The sequence below is a fragment of the uncultured Campylobacter sp. genome (assembly GCF_938017775.1).
Classification (GTDB): Bacteria; Campylobacterota; Campylobacteria; order Campylobacterales; family Campylobacteraceae; genus Campylobacter_B.
This window is the reverse complement of record NZ_CALIIU010000051.1, coordinates 1-19,646: the sequence shown is the minus strand read 5'-3', so window position 1 is coordinate 19,646 and position 19,646 is coordinate 1. Positions and strand designations below refer to the sequence as shown.

The following is a 19,646-nucleotide window of genomic DNA, read 5'->3' as shown; positions in this document are numbered from 1 at the left end:
GAAAAAATGGATAAAAAAGTAGTAGCGGCACATAAAATTTCAGACGAAGAATATGAAAAAATTTTAAAAATTTTAGGTCGCGAGCCGAATTTACTCGAGCTTGGGATTTTTAGCGCGATGTGGAGCGAGCACTGCAGTTACAAATCGAGTAAGAAATACCTTAACGGCTTTCCGACCAAGGCGCCTTGGGTCATCCAGGGTCCCGGCGAAAATGCAGGCATCATCGACATCGGCGGCGGCATGGCGGCGGTTTTTAAGATGGAAAGCCACAACCACCCAAGCTTCATTGAGCCGTTTCAGGGCGCTGCGACCGGCGTGGGCGGGATATTGCGCGATATCTTTACGATGGGTGCGCGCGTCGAGGCCAATATGAACTCGCTTCGTTTCGGCGAGGTGCGAGGAAGAAGCGAGAATGCCAGGAAACAGCGCTATCTGCTAAAAGGAGCAGTTGCCGGCATCGCGCACTACGGCAACTGCATGGGCATTCCTACGATAGGCGGCGAGACGAGCTTCGATAAGAGCTTTGACGGCAATATTTTGGTTAATGCCTTTGCTCTAGGTATCGTTAAAAAGGATGAAATTTTCTACGGCAGGGCCGAAGGCGTGGGCAATAGCGTGATCTACGTGGGCTCCAAAACCGGTCGTGACGGGCTCGGCGGAGCCGTGATGGCGAGCGATAGTTTTAATGACGCGAATAAATCTCTGCGCCCGACCGTGCAGGTGGGCGATCCATTCGCCGAAAAGCTGCTGATGGAAGCGTGCTTGGAGCTTTTTAAAACCGACTACGTCGTGGGTATCCAGGATATGGGCGCAGCGGGACTTACTTCAAGCAGCTTTGAGATGGCGGGGCGCAGCGGCAGCGGCATGAGATTAAATTTGGACCGTGTACCGATGCGCGAGGAGGGGATGAGCCCGTATGAGCTGATGCTAAGCGAGAGCCAAGAGCGCATGCTGATCTGCGCCAAAAAGGGCTGCGAGGAGAAAATCAAAGAGATTTTTGCTAAATGGGATCTGGATGCCGCCGTCATCGGCGAGGTGACGGATAGCGGCAAGATGGAGCTTTTTTGGCACGGCGAGCTAGCAGGCGTTATCCCGATCGAGCCGCTTAGCGAGGCGGCGCCCGTGCTGGATCGCCCGATAAAAGAGCCTGCATATATGGCGCAGATCGCGGGGCAAAATTTATGCGGCTGCGGTGCAAGCGAGCGCGAGCTGGACGCGGCGTTTGATAAAATTTTTGAGGACCCCGAAGTGCTAAATAAATCCTACATCTACGATCAATATGACGCCAACGTAGGGTTAAATTCTGCCAAGCGTCCCGGTATGCTGGGCGCTGCGGTAATGCGAGTTAAGCAAAACGGCGTCAAGCTCGCGATGGCTGCGGACTGCAACACGCGGATGAATTACGTCCATCCTCGCATAGGCGCGGCGCTCGCGGTAGCGTCGGCGGGGCGAAAGGTCGTGATGAGCGGCGCGACGCCTCTAGCTATCACCGACTGCCTAAACTACGGCAATCCGCAAAATCCAGAGGTTATGTGGCAGTTCGCGCAGGGCTGCGAGGGGATCAAGCAGGCTTGCGCCGCGCTAAATACCCCCGTCGTAAGCGGCAACGTAAGCCTGTATAACGAAACGGGCGGCGTTAGCATCCAGCCCACTCCCGCGATCGTCTGCGTGGGCACAAACGAGGGCGAGATCATCCCTAGCGATTTTTGCGCTAGCGGCGTGAGCGTCTATCTGGCGGGTGACACGAAGGGCGTTTTTGCGGGCTCGCTTTATATGAAAGCGGTGGAAAACCGCGTCGCAGGCAGCTTGCCTGAGTTAAATTTAAAAGCAGAGCGCGCTTTGTGGGACTTCGCGATCGAGGCTGGCAGGAGCGGGGTTTTGGAATTTGCAAATTCCGTAGGAATCGGCGGCGTGGCGATTACGCTAGCTAAGATGGCGTGCGTAGGCGGTATCGGCGGCGAGTTTGAGATGAGCTGCGACGATAGTAGAGATATTTTCGATGAGAGCTTTTCGCGCGCGATTTTCGGCGTACGCGACGAGGCGAAATTTAAAGAGCTGGCCGCAAAATACGGGCTAAGCTTGATGCGTCTAGGCATCAGCGGCGGCGAAGCGTTTCGCATAAATTCCGTCCGTAAAAATCTAAAGGCGTTAAAAGAAATTTACTTCGGCGAGTTTGCTAAGATCGTAAAGAGCGAAGACTAGCGCGTGCTTAGCATCATATTCCTTTTAATCGCGCTGTATATTTTCGCGCAGATCGGCGGGGCTCTCAGCAACTCCGGCTATCGCGGCAAGGCGCAAATGCAGCTAGCAGAGGCTAAAATTTTAGTAGCGCTTCTGGCCAAGGTCGCCAAAAGCGACGGGTACGTAAGCGAGTCCGAAGCTGCGATGATAAGCGAAATTTTAGACGATTTGGTGCGCCAAATGGGCGCCGGCGAACGCGAACGCCAGGCGCTGAAGCTCGTTTATAAGCTCGAGAAAGAAAATCTCGCAAACGTACGCGAGCTCGCCGAGAAATATAACCAAACCTACCGCCCGAGCCCGAGCCGCAAAACGGGGCTAATCTATTTCTTTTTAAATTTAGCCTACGTCGATCGCGGTTTTAGCGCGGCAGAGCGGCGCACGATCTCGCAGATTTGTGACGGATTGGGCATTGCGGAGCATATCCAAAGCCAGATATTCGCGACCTTTGAGCGCAGTTTTTACGGCACATATTACGAAAACGGCGGCTCGCAAAGCAGCTCCGCTTACGACGAATACGACGGCTATAGCACAAGAAGCGGCGGGTATTGGGACAAATACGGCGGCAGAAGCACGGGTGGCTACGGAAGCAGCAGTTACGGCGGTGGCACCGGCTACGGCTATGGCGGCACGGCGGGTTCGGGCTATGGAGGCTCGCAAAGTTCAGGCGGCTCATACGGCGGGTATTCGAGTGGATCGCAGGGCTCCGCCAAAAGCAAAAGAGATCCGTATGAAATTTTGGGGCTCTCCAAGGACGCTACGTTTAGCGAGATCAAGAAAAAATATCGCGAGCTCGTGAAAAAATACCACCCCGACATCCTGATGGGCAAGGGCGCGGACGAGGAGATCATCCAGGAGGGCACGAAGAGGCTTCAGGAGATCAACGAGGCGTATAAAATTTTAAAGGAGCGCTTCGGCGAGAAGTAGGGCGAGCAAATTTTAAAATTTGAGGGCGCAAAACGCCTTGAAATTTTGAGGTAGGGCTCGCGATACGGCGACAAGGTGCGGCGAAGGAATTTTAAGGCGCGCAGACAAGAGCAGATTAAATCCGCGGCGCCAAATTAGATTTAAGGAGTGATGAATGAAAAATTTCATAATTTTTGCCGTTTTGGCGGCACTGCTTGGAGGATGCGCGAGCAAAAAAGACCAAAACGGAATTGCCGACTCGGAAGATATCGCAATGTTAAGCTTTGACAAAAATATTTCCACCAGATACCGAGCCCATAACGGAAAACTTTATAAAAATGGCAAAGTGTTAGGCAAATATCTTACGGCACCGGGACTTGGTATGCAGATTTATACGGATGAAATGGGAAATGGTTATATAGATCCCAGTGCGATAAAGGAACATAATTCTAAAAAAATTACGGAGATAATATTCGTTCCGAACGAATTTATTAAAGTGATCTCTTATAGCCATAATGACGGCGTTTGTAAAGCATTGTCCGCAGGAAAATATGTACATATAAAGGAGTATATCACTATATATTCACGAGGTGAGCCGATCGTGGCATATAGTTATGATGTTTTGATGTCAAGAAAAGGAATGGGGAAAATTTCATCCAGGTATGATTTCGTTAATGAAAAGTTATCTTATGTGGATAAAAAAATTTTAGAAAAACTAAATTCGACAGTAGCAGATCATGTGCAAGCATCCGTCGTGCTTAGCGGTGCTACGCTTCTTGGTCTGCTTTGTAGAGAAAAGTCTAAAAGGTTGGATTAAATTTAAGGAGAGATAAATGAAGAATTTTATAGTTTTTGCCGTTTTGGCGGCACTGCTTGGAGGATGCGGGATATTGCGTCCGGCTAAGAGCGATAAGGAGTTTAAATTTTACGACGGCAACAAAACCATGATCTATAAATTTGCGGGCGAGGATCTGTATGAAAACGGCAGAAATTTAGGCTCCTATTCTATGGATAGAGGTGAGTTTAGGATGCTTATACTCGACGAGGCGGGCAAGTCTTACGGCAACAATTACAAGTCCGCGCTGAATGCCAAGCGGATGAAATTTTATCTTTTTAACGATGAAAGGGCTATGGTATTTAGCATTTGGCACAAAGATGGGATTTGTAGCGTCTATAACGCCGGCAGATACGTAAATTTCGACTATACTTCAAATATGTTCAAAGACGGCGATTGGCTTTACGCGGACGGCAAAATTTCAAAAAGCGAGAGCTTGGTGCAAAATATGAGTTCAAAAACGTTGAGCGCATATAAAAATATGAATTTTGAAAAAGCGGTCGATCGCAAAGATGCGAAATATATAGCGAAGGACTTGGCTGTGGCTGGTTTTTTCAAAAAGACGATCGAGGGTCTTAAAACCATGGTTTTGGACGATTTTTGCAGATAGACTTCGAGGGAGTTATGGATAAAATCAAAATTTTAGCGCTGCTTGCGGCGGTCGCGCTGCTCGCAGGCTGTATGAAGATAAAGTATTCGCAAGCCGAGCTACATCCGGAAAATTCCGTGATGATGAGCTATGACGGGCAGACCGTCACCGAGTATAAAATTTCAGGCGGCATGCTTTTAAAAGATGACGCAATCTTAGGAAGATATGAAAAGGAGGGCTCCAATCTCTATCTATTTACGGACGAAAGAGGAGTCAGCACGGCTAAGGATCAAATTTCGCAAAGAGGTCTAAATAAATTTACGATCTACGTTTTTACGCCCAATAAAGAGCTGCGAATCGCCGAGTATTCCGCAAGCGGCGGCGTTTGCAAGGCCTTTACGGAGGGTAAATTCGTAAGCCTGAAAGAGCACTTTAGCGGCTACGCTTCCTCCGCGCCGCTTTATTCATACTCGTTTTCGGCTTCGGTGTCGCAAAGCGCCAGCGCAAACGTGATCTCACGTTACGAATACGTGGGCTCAAGTCTAAAAAATAGTAGGGCGTTTTTGCAAAGCCCGCATACAGCTCTAGGCAATACGGTTAAAGAGAGCATCGAGTGGCACCGGGATAGATTGCGCGATATTTGTAAGTTAAAATTTTAAAACCAAACCAACACGAAAGGGAAAACATGGGATTTTTATCCAAAGACGAAGAGCCGCAGAAGCATGGCGCTAAAAAGGCGGCAAAGCAACCGCCGATCTTGATGAAGCAAACGCAAGAGGTGATCACCAATATCGAGAAATATCTGGGCGCGCCACTGCTTACCTACTTCAATTCGGGCGCGGGTAGCGTCTGCGGCAACGACGCGATCAGTATCAACGACCACCTAAAGGGCAAGCATTTCGAAAAACTCTACCTTTACATCAAATCTGACGGCGGCAGCGGCATAGCATCGCTTAAGATCGTTTCGATCCTGCGCAACCACTGCGACGAGCTGATCGCTCTAGTGCCTGCAAACTGCGCTTCGGCGGCTACGATGATGGCGCTTGGGGCGAATAAAATTTTAATGGGGCCGCTAGGCTATCTCACGTCGGTCGATACTTCGCTGCGCCACGAGCTTTCGCCGGTTACGAACACAAACGATCAAGCCAACGTTTCGATGGACGAGCTAAGCCGCGTGGTGAAGCTTTGGAAAAATAACGAGCGCCCGAACGACGAGAACCCGTATAAGGAGCTTTACAAATATATCCATCCGCTCGTTTTCGGCGCCGTCGATCGCGCAAGCAGCCTGTCGCTTAAAATTTGCCGCGAAATTCTACGCTATCACTTCGAAGATGAGCAAAAGATCGCCTTTATCAGCGACAAGCTAAACAGCGGCTATCCGTCGCACGACTATCCGATCTTATTCAGAGAGGCTAACGAGCTTGGGCTTCAGGTCGAGAAGATGGATACGCGCCTAAGCGAGATGCTTCAAATTTTAAACGAGCTCTACGCCGAGATGGGGCAGCGCACCTTCACCGACTTCGATGAGAACAACTACCACGACAATAACATCGCCAATATCATCGAAATTTCGGGATGCCAGATCTACTATCAGATCGACAAGGACTGGTTTTACCGCGAGGAGGAGAAGCGCTGGATCGTGCTAAACGACGAGAGCTCGTGGCGCAAAAACGAACTCGACGGCAAAAATATCAAAAACAGCATCTATTATATTTAGTGCGGTTTTGGATTTCGCGTCGCTTTAAATTTGTGGCTTGTAAAATTTAAAGCGACGCATAAAATTTAAACGAGTGCGTAAAATTTAAACAGGCGGCGTGAGCGGTTTTGTGCGAACGCAGTGCGCTTGTTCGTCAAGCGGCGCGGTTTGAAATTTGAAATTTGATCGATCCAGCGGCGCGTCCGCAGCTTTAAATTTAGCTAGGCGCGCCTTAAAATTTTAAAAGGGAAAAAATGAAAAATTTGATTTTAATCTTTTCTGCGTTTTTGTTTGCGGGCTGCTTCGCTACGCCTTCAAAGGTCGGGAGCGGCGCGACGCTTTGAAAATTTTCGACGGCAACCAAACGAAGGTCTATGAGGTGCGCGCGGATCAGGTGTATGAAAACGGCAAGCTGCTGGGCAAATATGAAAAGATAGGCGAGGCGGAGTTCGGCGTCGCGACCGACGGACAGGGCGGCTCCTACGCCTACACCGACGACGGCGCGGTTAAAAGCAAAAATTTAAAGAGCTACAACAAATATCTTTTCGATCCAAGAAGCGGCGTGAAGGCGGTGAAGCTTCACCACGAGAGCGGTATTTGCGAGGCTTACAGATCGGGCTATTTGGTGGATATTACGATTTATAAAAGCGTTTACGACGGCGAGGCGTTCGTCAAATCCTATAGCGCTAAGGCCTATATTTCGAACTCGCGCGCATTAAGCAGCGATGAAAAATATGAATATTTAAGCCCCGCGCTTGCAAAAAATATGAGCGATCAGCAGCGGCAAACGGCGCTAATGGAGCTCGTGGGCGATGACGTGGCTGCGCTTATGGACGAGCTGGAAAACAGGATGTGCAAGTAAATTTAAAATTTTAAAAAGCGGCAAAAGCAAGTGCCTACCTGGCTTGATGATAAAAGCTGCGCCGCGAAATTTTAAATTTAGCCGATTTGCGCAGGTCCTTGCGGCTAAATTTGCGCTGCGGTTTAAATTTACGTTTCGCGTCGCGGCTTTTAATTTAGCCTTTGCAAGCGGCGCAAAATTTTTAAATTTACGTCCGCACGGGCAAAGCGGCGGCATTTGAGAAGCAAATTTAAAATTTGCGCGCGGTAAATTTAGTAAATTTCGTTTTGCCGATTTCCGCTTCATAAATTTGGCAAAATTTTAAAATTTAAAGGGTTTTTGCGATGAAATTTTTTATCTCGTCTCTGTTTTTAGCTCTGTCGCTGCTCGGCTGCGCGGGCAAAAACTCGCTCGCAACCGATGAAACCTACGTTCTTTCAAACGAGCTTGGCGATACGAAATACGCTCTTTACGGCGGCAATCTCTACGAAAACGGCACGATTTTAGGTCCTTACGAAACGCGAGGCGATGCGAGACTTGCGATTTTGGGCGATAGCAGCGCAAATTTAGACAAAAACGCAAAGCTCATAAAACTATATTTTTTCGAGCGCAGATATGGCGCGATCTACGCCGCAAGCCACAAAAACGGGGTCTGCGCCGAGTACAATAAGGGAAATTTCGTAGATTTTAAAATTTTATTTAATATTTTTCAAAGCAAAGAGTGGTTTAATTATAGCGGCAGCATCTCTCCGGGCGGCGAGAAGCTAAAAGAGCTGAGTTCGGCGCGCATGGCGAAATTTAACGGCGCAAAGCTCGGCGCAGCAGATGAAAAGATGAGGCGCGAGTATCAAAAGGCTCGCCGTGAGGCGATTTTGTATTTTCAGCTTAATGCAAACGACATGCGCGAGCTGATTTTTAAAAAATTATGCGAATAAATTAAAAGGAGAAAAGATGAGAGCGTTAATTAGCGTAAGCGATAAGAAGGGCGTCGTAGAGTTTGCCAAAGGGCTGCAGAGGCTCGGATTTGAAATTTTAATCACAGGCGGTACGCATAAATTGCTTTTGCAAAATGGCGTGAAAGCAACGGAAGTGAGCGAATACTCGGGCTCGCCCGAGATGTTTGAGGGGCGGGTTAAGACCCTGCATCCGAAGATCCACGGCGGAATTTTGTATAAGCGAAACGACGCAAATCACGTAAGCCAAGCCGCGCAGCACGGCATCGGCGGCATCGATCTCGTGTGCGTAAATTTATATCCTTTTAAAGCGACCGTAGCCCGCACCGACGATTTTTCCGAGATTATCGAAAATATCGACATCGGCGGCCCTGCGATGGTTCGAAGCGCGGCTAAAAATTTCGCGAGCGTCTATGTCGTTACTAGCCCGCTTGATTACGACGCGGTTTTGCAAAATTTAGCGAGCCCTGACGAGAGCGAGAAGCTGAAATTTAGGCAAAATTTGATGATTAAAGCTTATGAGCACACCGCAGCCTACGACGCGATGATCGCAAACTATATGAACGAGCGCTTTAACGGCGGCTTCGGCGCGAAAAAATTTATCACGGGCAGCAAGGTATTTGATACTCGCTACGGCGAAAATCCGCATCAAAAGGGCGCGCTGTACGAATTCGAGGACTTTTTTAGCAAGCACTTTAAGAGCCTAAAGGGCGAGGCGAGCTTTAACAATATGACCGATATGCACGGCGCGCTGATGCTCGCTAGTAGCTTCGGGGAGGCGCCTGCGGTAGCGATCTGCAAGCATGCCAATCCATGCGGCTTTGCCGTAAAGGGGAGCCTGCTTGAAAGCTACGTAGAGGCGTTAAAATGCGACCCCGTTTCGGCATACGGCGGCGTCGTGGCGATAAACGGCGTTTTGGACGAGGAGCTAGCGCATAAAATCAATGAAATTTTTGTCGAAGTTATCCTTGCCGCTCGCGTCACGCCCGCGGCGCTTGCGGTATTTGAAAAGAAAAAGCGTATTAAAATTTTCGAGCAGGGCGAGGAGTTTTTAATGCGCGAAAACGACAAGTATGATTTTAAATTTATTGACGGTGGCTTCGTATATCAGCAGCGCGACTACGTGGGCGCGGGCGAGGTCGCAAACGCCCGCTGCGTCACGAGGCGCGCGGCGAGCCAGAGCGAGCTTAGCGATCTAAAAATCGCGTGGCAGATCGCCGCGCTTACGAAGAGCAACTGTGTGGTTTACGTCAAAAATCGCGCGATGGTCGCGATCGGCATGGGTATGACGAGCCGCGTGGACGCCGCACGTGCGGCAGTGGCCAAGGCTCGCGATGTGGGCGTCGATCTGAGTGGCTGCGCGCTTGCTAGCGAGGCGTTTTTCCCGTTTAAAGACAGCATCGAGATCGCCCATGCTGCGGGCGTCGCGGCGGTCGTGCAGCCCGGCGGCAGCATCCGCGACGATGAGGTGATCGCAAGCGCCGACGAGTTTGGCATGGCGATGTATTTTACCGGAGTGCGCCACTTTTTGCACTAAATTTCACTCGCCTGCGGTGGAGTGGATTTCGTTGCTCTCTGTGTATCGGGCGCGATATAAATTTGACTGCGCTCCGATACGCGCTGGGCGTGATCGAATCGGACTACTTGCGCTTTGCCATACGGTTGTGCGACGACGATTTAGCTGTGCGGTATATCGTTTTGTAGTGGCGCGGTGCGGATCTAATGCATGGTGCTTTGTTACGCACCAATGCGGTGCGGATCCGGCTGCTCGCGACTGCGCGGCGCAAGTCCGGCTACCTCCGCTACGCAGCCGTGCGCGATGTAAATTTGACTGCGCTCCGCTACGTGGCGGAGGCAGTGCGAATCAGACTGTTCGCGCTTCGTTATACTACTGCACGGCGCGAGTTTTTGGCTATGCGACATACCGCTACGTATCGGTGCGGCGCAATCTAAATTTAATCATCCGCCGCTCCTGAATGGTCGCGAAAATTTTATCTAGCAACCGCGGCGCGTAAATTTTAAATTTAATCGCGCGCGCAGCGGATGGGTTCGCGCCTCGTCGTCGTATAACGGCGCACAAATTTTATCTCGCGGCGCGAAAATTTCATGGCGCCCATTTTGCGTTGAAATTTCGGCGCCGTTTCGCAGTAGATACGGAGCGGAGTATAAATTTTTAAGGCGGTGCCTCGTCGCGATCGGGCGCGCGCATAGACAAATTTTAATCGTGCTGCGAGCAGATGGACGCCGTGCCGCAACCTAAGCGGCGTGTAGAAAATTTAGCCGCGCGGTGGACAAGTGCCGTGCCGCATTTGAAGCGGTGCGTAGATAAAATTTAATCGCGTAGTAGAGTAGCGGGCGCAGTGCAAAGCTTCCGTCCCGCGAGCAGTCCGTGCCCTCGCAAAACGCGCGCGGTAGAATTCGGCCGCGTCGTAAAACTCGCAAAGGCGCTAAATCAGGCTCAAGCCACGGTTGCGCGGCGGTAAAATTTTGATCCCCACGATGGTAGCAAAATCTAGCCGCGAGGCGCGACAATAAAATTTCGCGCCGCAATAGGGTGTATCAAAATCTCTAAAATCCCCACGTAAGCCGCGATGAATGGATAAATTTCACGCGAGCCGTAGCGCAGGCGAATGGACGGCGCAAGAGTCTCGCTCGTAAAAGGGACAAATTTCATCGTAGCGCAGGGGGCGACGAAATTCCAACCCTACAGCGGTAGCAAAATTTTAATTCTTGCCGCGGCGATCAAATCCAACCGCTTACCGCGCTAGCGAAATCCAGCCCCCCGCTGAAGCGGTAAAATTTTAATCTTGGCGGCGGCGGTAAAATTTCAGCCCTCGTTATAGCATAGAATTTTAACCGCTTGCGAGGAGGTAAAATTCCGATGCTGCAGCGTGCCGCGAGGATAAGATAAAATTTTGATCTTGCGCCGCAGCGATAAAATTCTAATTCTGCGGCGACGGCGAGCCGAAAGCTCCGATCCCGCGGCGATAAAATTTGGGTAGCGATCCGCCGTAAGCGATAAAATTTCTCTCTTTCACTCTCGCTTCATTTAGAGATTGTAAAATTGCGCAAAATTCAAAACGAAAGGATCAAAATGAAAATTTCTAAAGTTTTAATCTGCCTCTTTGCTTTGGCGGCGGGTTATTTAGTCGCGCTCAATGCCGCAGGCGGCGGCGGTAGCGCCGGTGCGGCGGACGCAAATTTTAAAGTTAAAGGAGGCGGTATGAACGCAAACGTGAAAGAAATTTATCTGGCAGGCGGCTGCTTTTGGGGTATGGAGGCGTATTTCAAGCAGCTCGACGGCATAGTCGCGACGCAGGTGGGCTACGCCAACGGCAAGAGCGATAAGGCAAGCTACGAGGGCTTACATAGCAGCGATCATGCCGAGACGTTAATGCTTAAATTTGACGCCAATGTCATCAGCGAGCCTGAAATTTTGGCGCATTATTTCCGCATCATCGATCCGTTCTCGATCGACAAGCAGGGTAACGACCGCGGGCGCCAATACCGCACGGGCATCTACTACGCCGACGAGGCGAGCGGCGAGCTCGCGCGCTTTTTCATAGCCGCGCAGCAGGCAAAATTTAAAGAAAAGATCGCCGTAGAAGTGGCGCCGTTAAAGAATTTCGTTCGCGCAGAGGAGTATCATCAGGACTATCTCGGCAAAAACCCCGGCGGATACTGCCACATCGATCTGCGCCTCGCTAAAAAGCCGCTTGAGGACGATGAGAAATTTAAAGTGCAAAGCAAGGAGGAGCTGAAAAAAAATTTAACCGAGCTTCAGTATCAGGTCACACAGGAAAAGGCGACCGAGCGGCCGTTTTCGAGCGAATACGACAAGAATTATAAAAAGGGCATCTATATCGACATCGTGTCGAAAAAGCCGCTGTTTTCATCCACCGATAAATTTGACGCGGGCTGCGGCTGGCCGAGCTTTTCAAAGCCGATAACGACCGATGCGATCGCGTACGCGCAAGATGACAGCCACGGTATGCAGCGCGTCGAGGTCTCAAGCCGCGTGGGAGGCAGCCATTTGGGGCACGTCTTTGAGGATGGGCCGAAAGAGAAGGGCGGTATGAGATACTGCATCAACGGCGCGAGTTTGAAATTTATCCCGCTTGAGGAGATGGACGCGCTAGGCTACGGGGATTATAAAATTTACGTAGAATAAGCGTCGCTTTCTGGGTTAGCTCGCGATTGAGCGGCTGCGGGTTTGGCTTACGGCTGGGCGGTTTAGCGGCTCGGCTGCCGATCGGTTGGCGGTATATTGTTTCGGCGGTCAGTCGTTTTGTAACTCGAGTGCGCACTCCTCTAGTCTGCGGCTACTGCTTTTAGCGGTCGGTCGGTTGATTTTACAATCATATCATAGCTAGCTTACGGGCATTTCATCGATCGATTTGACGGCTATACGAGATCGATTTTCAATCGGTCGGTTGTTTGACGACTAGTCGGTTGCCGATCGGTTTGGTCGGCGGCTAGTTTAGTTCGCGGTCAAGCGGAAGCTTGACGATCGGCGGACGGCTTGGCGGTTTGATGATTTATCGGCGGATAAATTGGTTTGGCAGCCACAGATGGAATTTTAAAATTCCAAATACGATAAAAATACCTCTAAAGAATTTCATGCGGCGTAGCCGCAATAGAAAGAATTTAACGCGAGCGCAGCTCGCCCATATAGCGTTGTAGGGGGTTTTGCAGTCGAGCAGAGCAATGCGGTGCTGCGGCGGCGGCACCCGCAAGAAATGTGACATCGCAATTGGGGCCCCTTCCCGCCCTGATAGAAACGGAAATCACGGCATAAATTCCACAAGCCGTGGATTCGGCGATAAAATTTTGAAATTTTACTTTTAAGACGCGGAAGCGGTGTATGCTTGGTAAGAGATGCAGCGTAAAATTTGAAATTCCGCAACAAAAACGGCGTCTATGCAATGCCCGCTCTGCATCCGCGTCGCAAATTTTAAATTTAGGATAAAATTTTGACGACGCACCCCGCGCAAAATAGAAAAATCCCTGCATAGATCGCTAAAAACGGCGCGATTATCGCATAATGGATGATAAACTCGAAGAAATTGTAGATCAAATGCTTGCTTTTGGGCTCTTTAAATTTTAATTCTAGCGGCTCGTTCAAATCAAACGGCGTGTTGGATCGCAAGATGTGCCTCAGACTAAACATCCAGCGCACGAAATCTATTCTATTGCGCTGCATATAGTCTTTGCCGATGCCCAATACGCCGTTTATATAGCATACAAAACCAAAACCGCCGAAAAACAAAATTAGCCCGATGTCGATCAGTCTATCGCTTATAAGGTATCCCATTCTTCAAATCTTTTGATTAATATTTTTTCAAATTTTTAAAACCACAGATTGTAAAAATCAAACCCCAAGAACCAACGCCGCAACCGGCAATAAACCATAGAGAGAAAAATGTAATCCAAAAATACATCTTAATTTTCGAGGTAAAATATAGGTTAAAGCTTTTTAGCCCGAAGCTTATCTCTCCCATAGCCATTTCGCCGAAATAATAATATGTAGTTCCTAAATACCCCAAGAAAAACGTAAATATAATAGCGGGAATTCCTTTTGGAAAAACTTTTAAATCATAGATATTTGGCATATTGTAAAAACTAAGATAAATCATCAAAGCCGAGCAAACAATCACCCAAATCCACATAAAACTTACGTAAAAAGCTGTAACCTGGGGCATTGCGCTAATAGCTTCAAAGGCTTCGATATTCGGAAAAATTCCTTTCATAAATTTAACGAAACTAGCGCAGGCTTCGCTTTTATCTAAAACTTTTATCGGTATAAAAAACACCGATAAAGATATAAGCGCATAAATAGGCATCGAATATTCTGCAAATTTAGAAAGCTTGGATTTTTCGCGGATTTTCGTAGGTCTCGAATCCCATTCGCGCAATTTGGGCTTTGGGGAATTTTCGTTTTCTAAATCGCTCATACAATCGATCCTTTTATTCATTGCAGATTAAATTTTTTAATCTCATACTTCGATGATAAAATTTAACTCAAAACGAAATATGCATGCTTAGCGCGATTATGCAAAGTAACATCGCCAGCGGCACGTATAAAAAGCGCCCCACGTTGTACCAAAACGCGCCGTATCGCTTGGATGCGCCCGAATTTACTTCATCTAAAATTTCATCTTTTTTGATCACCCAAAACCACGAAACCGCGCCGATGACCGCGCCGATCGGGATAATGTAGATCGAGACGAAGTCCATCCACGGCCCCCATTTGACGATAGCTTCCATATTCACGCCCACGCCAAAGCAGATCACGCACAAAAGCACGAGCGTGCAGGTGCGGTTCAGGCGCGGAAATTTATGCATCAAGGACTCGGCGACGACTTCAAACATATTTTGAAGCGATGAAATTCCGCCGAAGATCACCGCCGTAAAGAGGATGATCGCAAAAATTTGCCCGCCGATCATGTCTTGTAAAATTTTAGGCAGCGTCACAAAAAGCAGCCCCGGACCCGCGGCGGGATCGGTGTGATACGCAAAGACCGCAGGGATCATCACTAGCGCGGCCACCATCGCCGCAAGCGTGTCGAAAAACGCCGTATTTTTCGCAGCCGAGACGACGTCTTCGTTTTTAGGCAGATACGCGCCGTAAACGATCATACCCGAGCCCGTGATCGAAAGCGAGAAAAACGCCTGTCCCATCGCAGAGATCCACACCATCGGATCGCTAAGCTTGCCGAAATCGGGCGTGAATAGAAATTTATACCCAGCGCCCGAGCCCGGTAGCATGGCGACCTTGACCGCAAGCACCGCAAAAAGGATGAAAAATAGCGGCATCATGATTTTGTTGGTTTTTTCGATACTGTGCGCGCCGAAAAACAGCGTAAAAAGCGTGCCTGCAACGACGATGAAGTGAAACGGCACGACCGAATAGGGCGTTAGCGCGAAGGACTCAAACCAAGTGTTCGTATCCACGCTCATCAAAGAGCCGTCTATGGCCTGCGCTAGGGCTTTTAGCACGTATGAGATGATGACTGCGTAACCGATGGCGATACACAGCGAGCCCGCAAGCGGCAGCCAGCCGATGATCTTGCCGACGGTGCCGAGCCCACGGCTTTTCCACGCGTATTCGTAAGAGCCCAGAGTGCCAGTTCTGGCGCGGCGTCCGATCGCGTACTCGGCGCTAAGCCCCGCGTAGGAAAACAGCGCGATAAAAAATAGATAGATCAGCAAAAATGCGCCGCCGCCGTTCGTGCCGAGTTTGTAGGGGAAGCCCCAAACGTTTGCCATACCCACGGCAGAGCCCACGCAGGCGATAATGAAAGCCCAGCGCGACGAGAAACTTCGTTTATTCATTTGCATACCCCTATTTAAATTTGCGTTATGGTAGCAAAAAAGTATTTAAATTTTATTTATTGTGCGCGGGATTCGGCTTATTTTTCGTGATTTCATGATTTCATGATTTCATGATTTTACATTCACGCGCGAGGTGACCGCGAGTTTTTAAATTTTGAATCTTTTAACGAAGCGGATTTCTTAAATTTAGACGGTTTTGGCGAAACGGATTTTTAAATTTGAACATTTTGCGAAGTGGATTAAATTTATGCGCTGCTTGCGAGGTAGCTTTTTGGCCGCAATCGAGTATATTACGCTACTGCGCGCCGTGCATTTTAAAAATATCATCGATTCGTGCTGCCAATCTTTACGGCGACGGATTTTGTGTGGGCGTATCAATGAATGGCTTTGCTCAATAATGCCGACGCCGTTTATATCGTATCTCGTTTATCGTGATAGGCGCGCGTAGCTTGCGATTTCTGGTTGCACCTGCCGTCTTACGTCGTCTCTGCGCCGCTGCCGCATAAAATTTAAAAGCAGCGCAAAATTTTAAAATTTAATCTCGCGGCGCGAATTATACGGCGATCTGCAGCAGATACTCGATTTAAGGATTTTATGCGATCGCGCAGCTGGCTTACGACCGCGCTCGAGCCGTCGCGCTTGTGCCAGATTTGCCGCTGCGCTAAAAATTTACTCCGATTTTTGGCTAAATTTAAGCTAAAAACGCTATAATCCCGTTTTCTTTTATTTCGTGCGCTCGTAGCTCAGCTGGATAGAGCATTTGATTGCGGTTCAAAAGGTCGGGGATTCGAATTCCTCCGGGCGCACCATCCACAAATATCTTTTTAAACCGAGCTTCGCTATAATCCGTGAAATTTTAATCTTGGAGCAAAAATGAGAGCATTCGCCGAATGGGAGGAGCAAGAGGCGCTTTTGGCGTCTTTGCCGCACGCAGGTACCGACTGGGCGCCGTATTTAGGCGAGATACGGGCGGCTTATCGTGACTTTATCGCCGCCGCAGCGAGGTTTGAGCCGGTCGTCGCGATCGCGCCGAGCCGCGAGGATTTTGAGCAAATTTGCGGCGGCTTAGCAAACGTCAGCTTCGCGCAAATCGATACCGACGATACGTGGATCCGCGATTACGGAGCGATCGACGTGGAGGAGGGCGGTAAAATCACGGGGCTAAATTTTCGTTTCAACGCCTGGGGCGGCAAATTTGCAAGCGCTAAGGACGACGCATTAAATTCCAAGCTTTACGCCGCGAGCGCTCGTCCGCTACGAGACGTGGATTTGATATTGGAGGGCGGTAGCGTCGATTTTGACGGCGCGGGCACGATGCTGACTACGAGCGCGTGTTTGTTAAACGAAAATCGCAACTCCCTAAGCAAGGCCGAGCTGGATGCGCGGCTGCGTGAAATTTTCGGGCTAAAAAACATAATCTGGCTGGGACGCGGTTTCATAAAAGGCGACGATACTGATAGCCACGTCGATACCCTCGCACGCTTTCTAAGCCCGTGCGTCGTGGTGATAAGCTCGTGCGACGATCCGAGCGATCTGCACTATGCGGAGCTTGGCGCGATGAAGGATGAAATTTCATCGCTCGGATACGATGTGATCGAGCTGCCGATCCCGCGAGCTATCTCTTATCGGGGGCGCAGGCTGCCCGCGACTTACGCAAATTTCGTCTTTTTAAACGACGCGCTCATCGTGCCTACCTATGCAGACCCCGCAGATCCGCACGATCCAAATCGCGCGGCGGACGAGCTGGCGCTGTCGCGTCTGCGTGCAGCGTGCGCGGATCGCGAAGTAGTGGGAGTGAACGCGCGCGTTTTCATCCGCCAAAATGGCTCGCTGCACTGCTCGTGTATGAATAAATTCAGGCTTTAAATTTAGACCGAAGGAAAAATATGAAAATTTTAAAAGTTGGGCTGATTTCGCATAAATTTGAAGGCATCAAGGCGCGCACGATAGCGCGCAGTATCGAGCTCATCGCGCGCGCAGCGGCGAAGGGTGCGCGGCTAATCGTTTTGCAAGAACTTCATCAGACGCATTATTTTTGCCAGCGCGAAAATACCGAAAATTTCGATTATGCGCAGGATTTCGAGCGCGATTTGCGGCTGTGGAGCGAGGTGGCGAAGAGATTTGGCGTCGTGCTGGTAAGCTCGCTTTTCGAGCACCGCGCCACGGGGCTGTATCACAATACCGCCGTGGTCTTCGAGCGCGACGGCTCTATCGCGGGGCGGTATCGCAAGATGCATATTCCCGACGATCCGCAGTTTTACGAAAAATTTTATTTCACGCCGGGCGATCTGGGCTTTGAGCCCATAGATACGAGCGTGGGACGGCTCGGCGTGCTCGTGTGCTGGGATCAGTGGTATCCAGAAGCGGCGCGCGCGATGGCGCTACGCGGTGCCGAGCTACTCATATATCCGACCGCGATCGGGTGGTTTGACGGCGACGGCGAGGATGAAAAAGCGCGCCAGCTGGAGGCCTGGGTTGCGGTACAGCGCGGGCATGCTGTAGCAAACTCCCTGCCCGTAATCGCCGTAAATCGCGTGGGCTTTGAGAGTGCCGCGCTTAGCGAGGTTTCGCCGGATGAAATTCTATCCGGGGGAAATGAAATTTCGGCAGCAAACGACGGCGGAGCAGCCAGCGATAAAATTTTGCGCTCCGCGGATGCGAGCGACGATAGTAAAATTTTAAGCGAGGGCGGAATTTTATCCTTTAATAATGGGGCGCTAACGGATAGCGGCAAAATGGCGATCGACAGCGAAATTTTGCCCGCAAAGGATGAGGCGGCACGAGAGAATTTAAAAATTTCGATAGAGATTAAATTTAACGGCGAAACTTTAGAGGTGCTGCCGAATAAACAGCGCGTAGATCAGCTTGCCAGCGAAGAGGGGATTAGGTTTTGGGGCAATAGCTTTGTTTTTGGCGCGCAGGGCGAGCAACTGTTTCGCGCAAACAGCACCGACGAGCTATGCGAAGTCGTAACTATCGATATGCAAAGATGCGAAAACGTGCGCCGCTGGTGGCCGTTTTTGCGCGATAGACGCATAGAAAACTATGAAATTTTGACTAAGCGATACGGGCTGTAGAATCCCCGTATCTCGAATAGTCATATAGTTTATCGGGTGCGCATGAGAATGAAAGCGAATAATTTTATGATATCAATGTGTAGAAGCGCCGCTAAAATACATTATATAAGCCGAATGGATTTAAAATTTTGATTTTACAATGCCCGCAAAATGGGGCTTCGTAAATAAATTGTAAAAAATTTGCTAAAAACTATTGACAATTTTTAAATTTTTCTCTATAATTCCGTCAAGTTTCGCATATAGGTATGCGGAATGAATTTTATTTAAGGAGTAAACCATGAAAAAAGGTTTTACTATGATCGAGTTGATCTTCGTTATCGTTATTTTAGGTATTTTGGCAGCTGTTGCTATTCCAAGACTTGCAGCTACTCGTGATGATGCTGAGATCTCTAAGGCAGCTACAAATGTATCTACGCTCGTAAATGAGATTAATGGATATTACCAAGCTCAAGCGCAATTACCAGCCCATATTGAGAAAATTACCAATATTCCAGTAGATGGCACTGGTGCATCGGTTGATTTGAAGGTTAAGAATAAGGGATGCATTACATTTACTGTAGGCAATGCTACTGCTGCAAATGCAAATCCTGATAAAAGTATCGCAGAAGGTGATCCTATTTTGACCCTATCTAATGCAACAGCAGGAAATAGTGAGGTAGCTTGCAAAGGAACCCGAGATGCTGTTAAAAAGCTAATGGCGTCTAGCCCAGTTAAACTTGGCGGTAGCAGTGTTAAATTTGAAGAATAATATTTAATATTAATTTTTCAGTCTAACAAGGCCCGAGCATTTGCTTGGGCCTTTTCTATTTATATTAAATCTTAGTTTTATCCAAGGTTTATTTTCATAATATAAATTAAATTATTGTATAATGCGAGTGCGTTAATTTTATATTTTTGTTTTATTTTATAAAATTTCTAATAAAGCGTATTGACATTTTATAATTATTTGTATATAATAACTTTTCGTGTTTTGATCAATTGGGGTATAGCCAAGCGGCAAGGCAATTGGTTTTGGTCCAATCATTCGGAGGTTCGAATCCTCCTACCCCATCCATTTGACGAATTTAAAAATTTATTCGCACTTCTTATATCGCAGAGTAGAGCAGTGGTAGCTCGTCGGGCTCATAACCCGAAGGTCGGTGGTTCAAATCCACCCTCTGCAACCAATACTTTAAA

Annotated in this window: 18 protein-coding genes and 3 tRNA genes; 18 read left to right on the top strand and 3 right to left on the bottom strand. The window is 48.9% G+C overall.

The features are described from left to right. Positions 1 to 6: 6 nt before the first annotated feature. The 12 genes from purL (at position 7) to msrB (ending at position 12,229) form a co-directional block, all read left to right on the top strand. Positions 7 to 2,202, top strand: coding sequence for a phosphoribosylformylglycinamidine synthase subunit PurL (purL, locus tag Q0537_RS07385; protein WP_299226603.1), 2,196 nt, complete (start codon positions 7 to 9; stop codon positions 2,200 to 2,202). A gap of 3 nt (positions 2,203 to 2,205) precedes the next feature. Then, complete coding sequence (locus Q0537_RS07380; RefSeq protein ID WP_299226600.1) at positions 2,206 to 3,165, top strand: molecular chaperone DjiA; 960 nt, start codon at positions 2,206 to 2,208, stop codon at positions 3,163 to 3,165. A gap of 154 nt (positions 3,166 to 3,319) precedes the next feature. Next, positions 3,320 to 3,961: a hypothetical protein gene (locus Q0537_RS07375; protein ID WP_299226598.1), complete on the top strand. Its 642-nt coding sequence runs from the start codon at positions 3,320 to 3,322 to the stop codon at positions 3,959 to 3,961. Between the two features lie 16 nt (positions 3,962 to 3,977). Beyond that, entirely contained in the window at positions 3,978 to 4,589 is a 612-nt protein-coding gene (locus Q0537_RS07370) for a hypothetical protein (protein WP_299226595.1), read from the top strand. Between the two features lie 14 nt (positions 4,590 to 4,603). Beyond that, a complete protein-coding gene (locus Q0537_RS07365; protein ID WP_299226592.1) occupies positions 4,604 to 5,227 on the top strand; it encodes a hypothetical protein in 624 nt (207 codons plus the stop codon). 26 nt (positions 5,228 to 5,253) lie between these two features. Then, complete coding sequence (locus Q0537_RS07360; protein ID WP_299226589.1) at positions 5,254 to 6,285, top strand: hypothetical protein; 1,032 nt, start codon at positions 5,254 to 5,256, stop codon at positions 6,283 to 6,285. 319 nt (positions 6,286 to 6,604) lie between these two features. Further along, on the top strand, positions 6,605 to 7,126 hold the full coding sequence (locus Q0537_RS07355; RefSeq protein ID WP_299226586.1) for a hypothetical protein: 522 nt from the start codon (positions 6,605 to 6,607) through the stop codon (positions 7,124 to 7,126). Beyond that, entirely contained in the window at positions 7,077 to 7,346 is a 270-nt protein-coding gene (locus Q0537_RS07350; RefSeq protein WP_299226583.1) for a hypothetical protein, read from the top strand. Before Q0537_RS07355 ends, Q0537_RS07350 begins: the two co-directional genes overlap by 50 nt. A gap of 103 nt (positions 7,347 to 7,449) precedes the next feature. Further along, complete coding sequence (locus tag Q0537_RS07345; protein ID WP_299226580.1) at positions 7,450 to 8,040, top strand: hypothetical protein; 591 nt, start codon at positions 7,450 to 7,452, stop codon at positions 8,038 to 8,040. A gap of 16 nt (positions 8,041 to 8,056) precedes the next feature. Continuing rightward, positions 8,057 to 9,595 carry a bifunctional phosphoribosylaminoimidazolecarboxamide formyltransferase/IMP cyclohydrolase gene (purH, locus tag Q0537_RS07340; RefSeq protein WP_299226577.1) on the top strand — a complete coding sequence of 513 codons (1,539 nt, stop codon included), beginning with the start codon at positions 8,057 to 8,059 and terminating at the stop codon, positions 9,593 to 9,595. A gap of 1,093 nt (positions 9,596 to 10,688) precedes the next feature. After that, positions 10,689 to 10,826 carry a hypothetical protein gene (locus Q0537_RS07335; RefSeq protein WP_297882193.1) on the top strand — a complete coding sequence of 46 codons (138 nt, stop codon included), beginning with the start codon at positions 10,689 to 10,691 and terminating at the stop codon, positions 10,824 to 10,826. Positions 10,827 to 11,281: 455 nt separating this feature from the next. After that, on the top strand, positions 11,282 to 12,229 hold the full coding sequence (gene msrB / locus Q0537_RS07330; protein ID WP_299226665.1) for a peptide-methionine (R)-S-oxide reductase MsrB: 948 nt from the start codon (positions 11,282 to 11,284) through the stop codon (positions 12,227 to 12,229). Between the two features lie 789 nt (positions 12,230 to 13,018). Here the strand turns inward: msrB and Q0537_RS07325 are convergent. The 3 genes from Q0537_RS07325 to Q0537_RS07315 form a co-directional block, all read right to left on the bottom strand. Continuing rightward, positions 13,019 to 13,372 carry a hypothetical protein gene (locus Q0537_RS07325; protein ID WP_299226574.1) on the bottom strand — a complete coding sequence of 118 codons (354 nt, stop codon included), beginning with the start codon at positions 13,370 to 13,372 and terminating at the stop codon, positions 13,019 to 13,021. 16 nt (positions 13,373 to 13,388) lie between these two features. After that, on the bottom strand, positions 13,389 to 14,012 hold the full coding sequence (locus Q0537_RS07320; RefSeq protein WP_299226571.1) for a hypothetical protein: 624 nt from the start codon (positions 14,010 to 14,012) through the stop codon (positions 13,389 to 13,391). A 67-nt stretch (positions 14,013 to 14,079) separates the two neighbouring features. After that, positions 14,080 to 15,393, bottom strand: a complete 1,314-nt coding sequence (locus Q0537_RS07315; RefSeq protein ID WP_299226568.1) for a sodium-dependent transporter — start codon at positions 15,391 to 15,393, stop codon at positions 14,080 to 14,082. Positions 15,394 to 16,125: 732 nt separating this feature from the next. On the opposite strand from Q0537_RS07315, the gene Q0537_RS07310 reads away from it, so the two are divergent. From Q0537_RS07310 to Q0537_RS07285, 6 genes are all read left to right on the top strand, one after another. Beyond that, positions 16,126 to 16,202 (top strand) — tRNA-Arg (locus tag Q0537_RS07310). A 64-nt stretch (positions 16,203 to 16,266) separates the two neighbouring features. After that, entirely contained in the window at positions 16,267 to 17,259 is a 993-nt protein-coding gene (locus Q0537_RS07305; protein ID WP_299226566.1) for an agmatine deiminase family protein, read from the top strand. A gap of 20 nt (positions 17,260 to 17,279) precedes the next feature. Further along, positions 17,280 to 18,470, top strand: coding sequence for a carbon-nitrogen hydrolase (locus tag Q0537_RS07300; RefSeq protein WP_299226564.1), 1,191 nt, complete (start codon positions 17,280 to 17,282; stop codon positions 18,468 to 18,470). Between the two features lie 277 nt (positions 18,471 to 18,747). Further along, positions 18,748 to 19,218, top strand: a complete 471-nt coding sequence (locus Q0537_RS07295; protein WP_299226562.1) for a type II secretion system protein — start codon at positions 18,748 to 18,750, stop codon at positions 19,216 to 19,218. Between the two features lie 231 nt (positions 19,219 to 19,449). Further along, positions 19,450 to 19,524 (top strand) — tRNA-Gln (locus Q0537_RS07290). A 37-nt stretch (positions 19,525 to 19,561) separates the two neighbouring features. Continuing rightward, positions 19,562 to 19,636 (top strand) — tRNA-Met (locus Q0537_RS07285). Positions 19,637 to 19,646 lie beyond the last annotated feature (10 nt).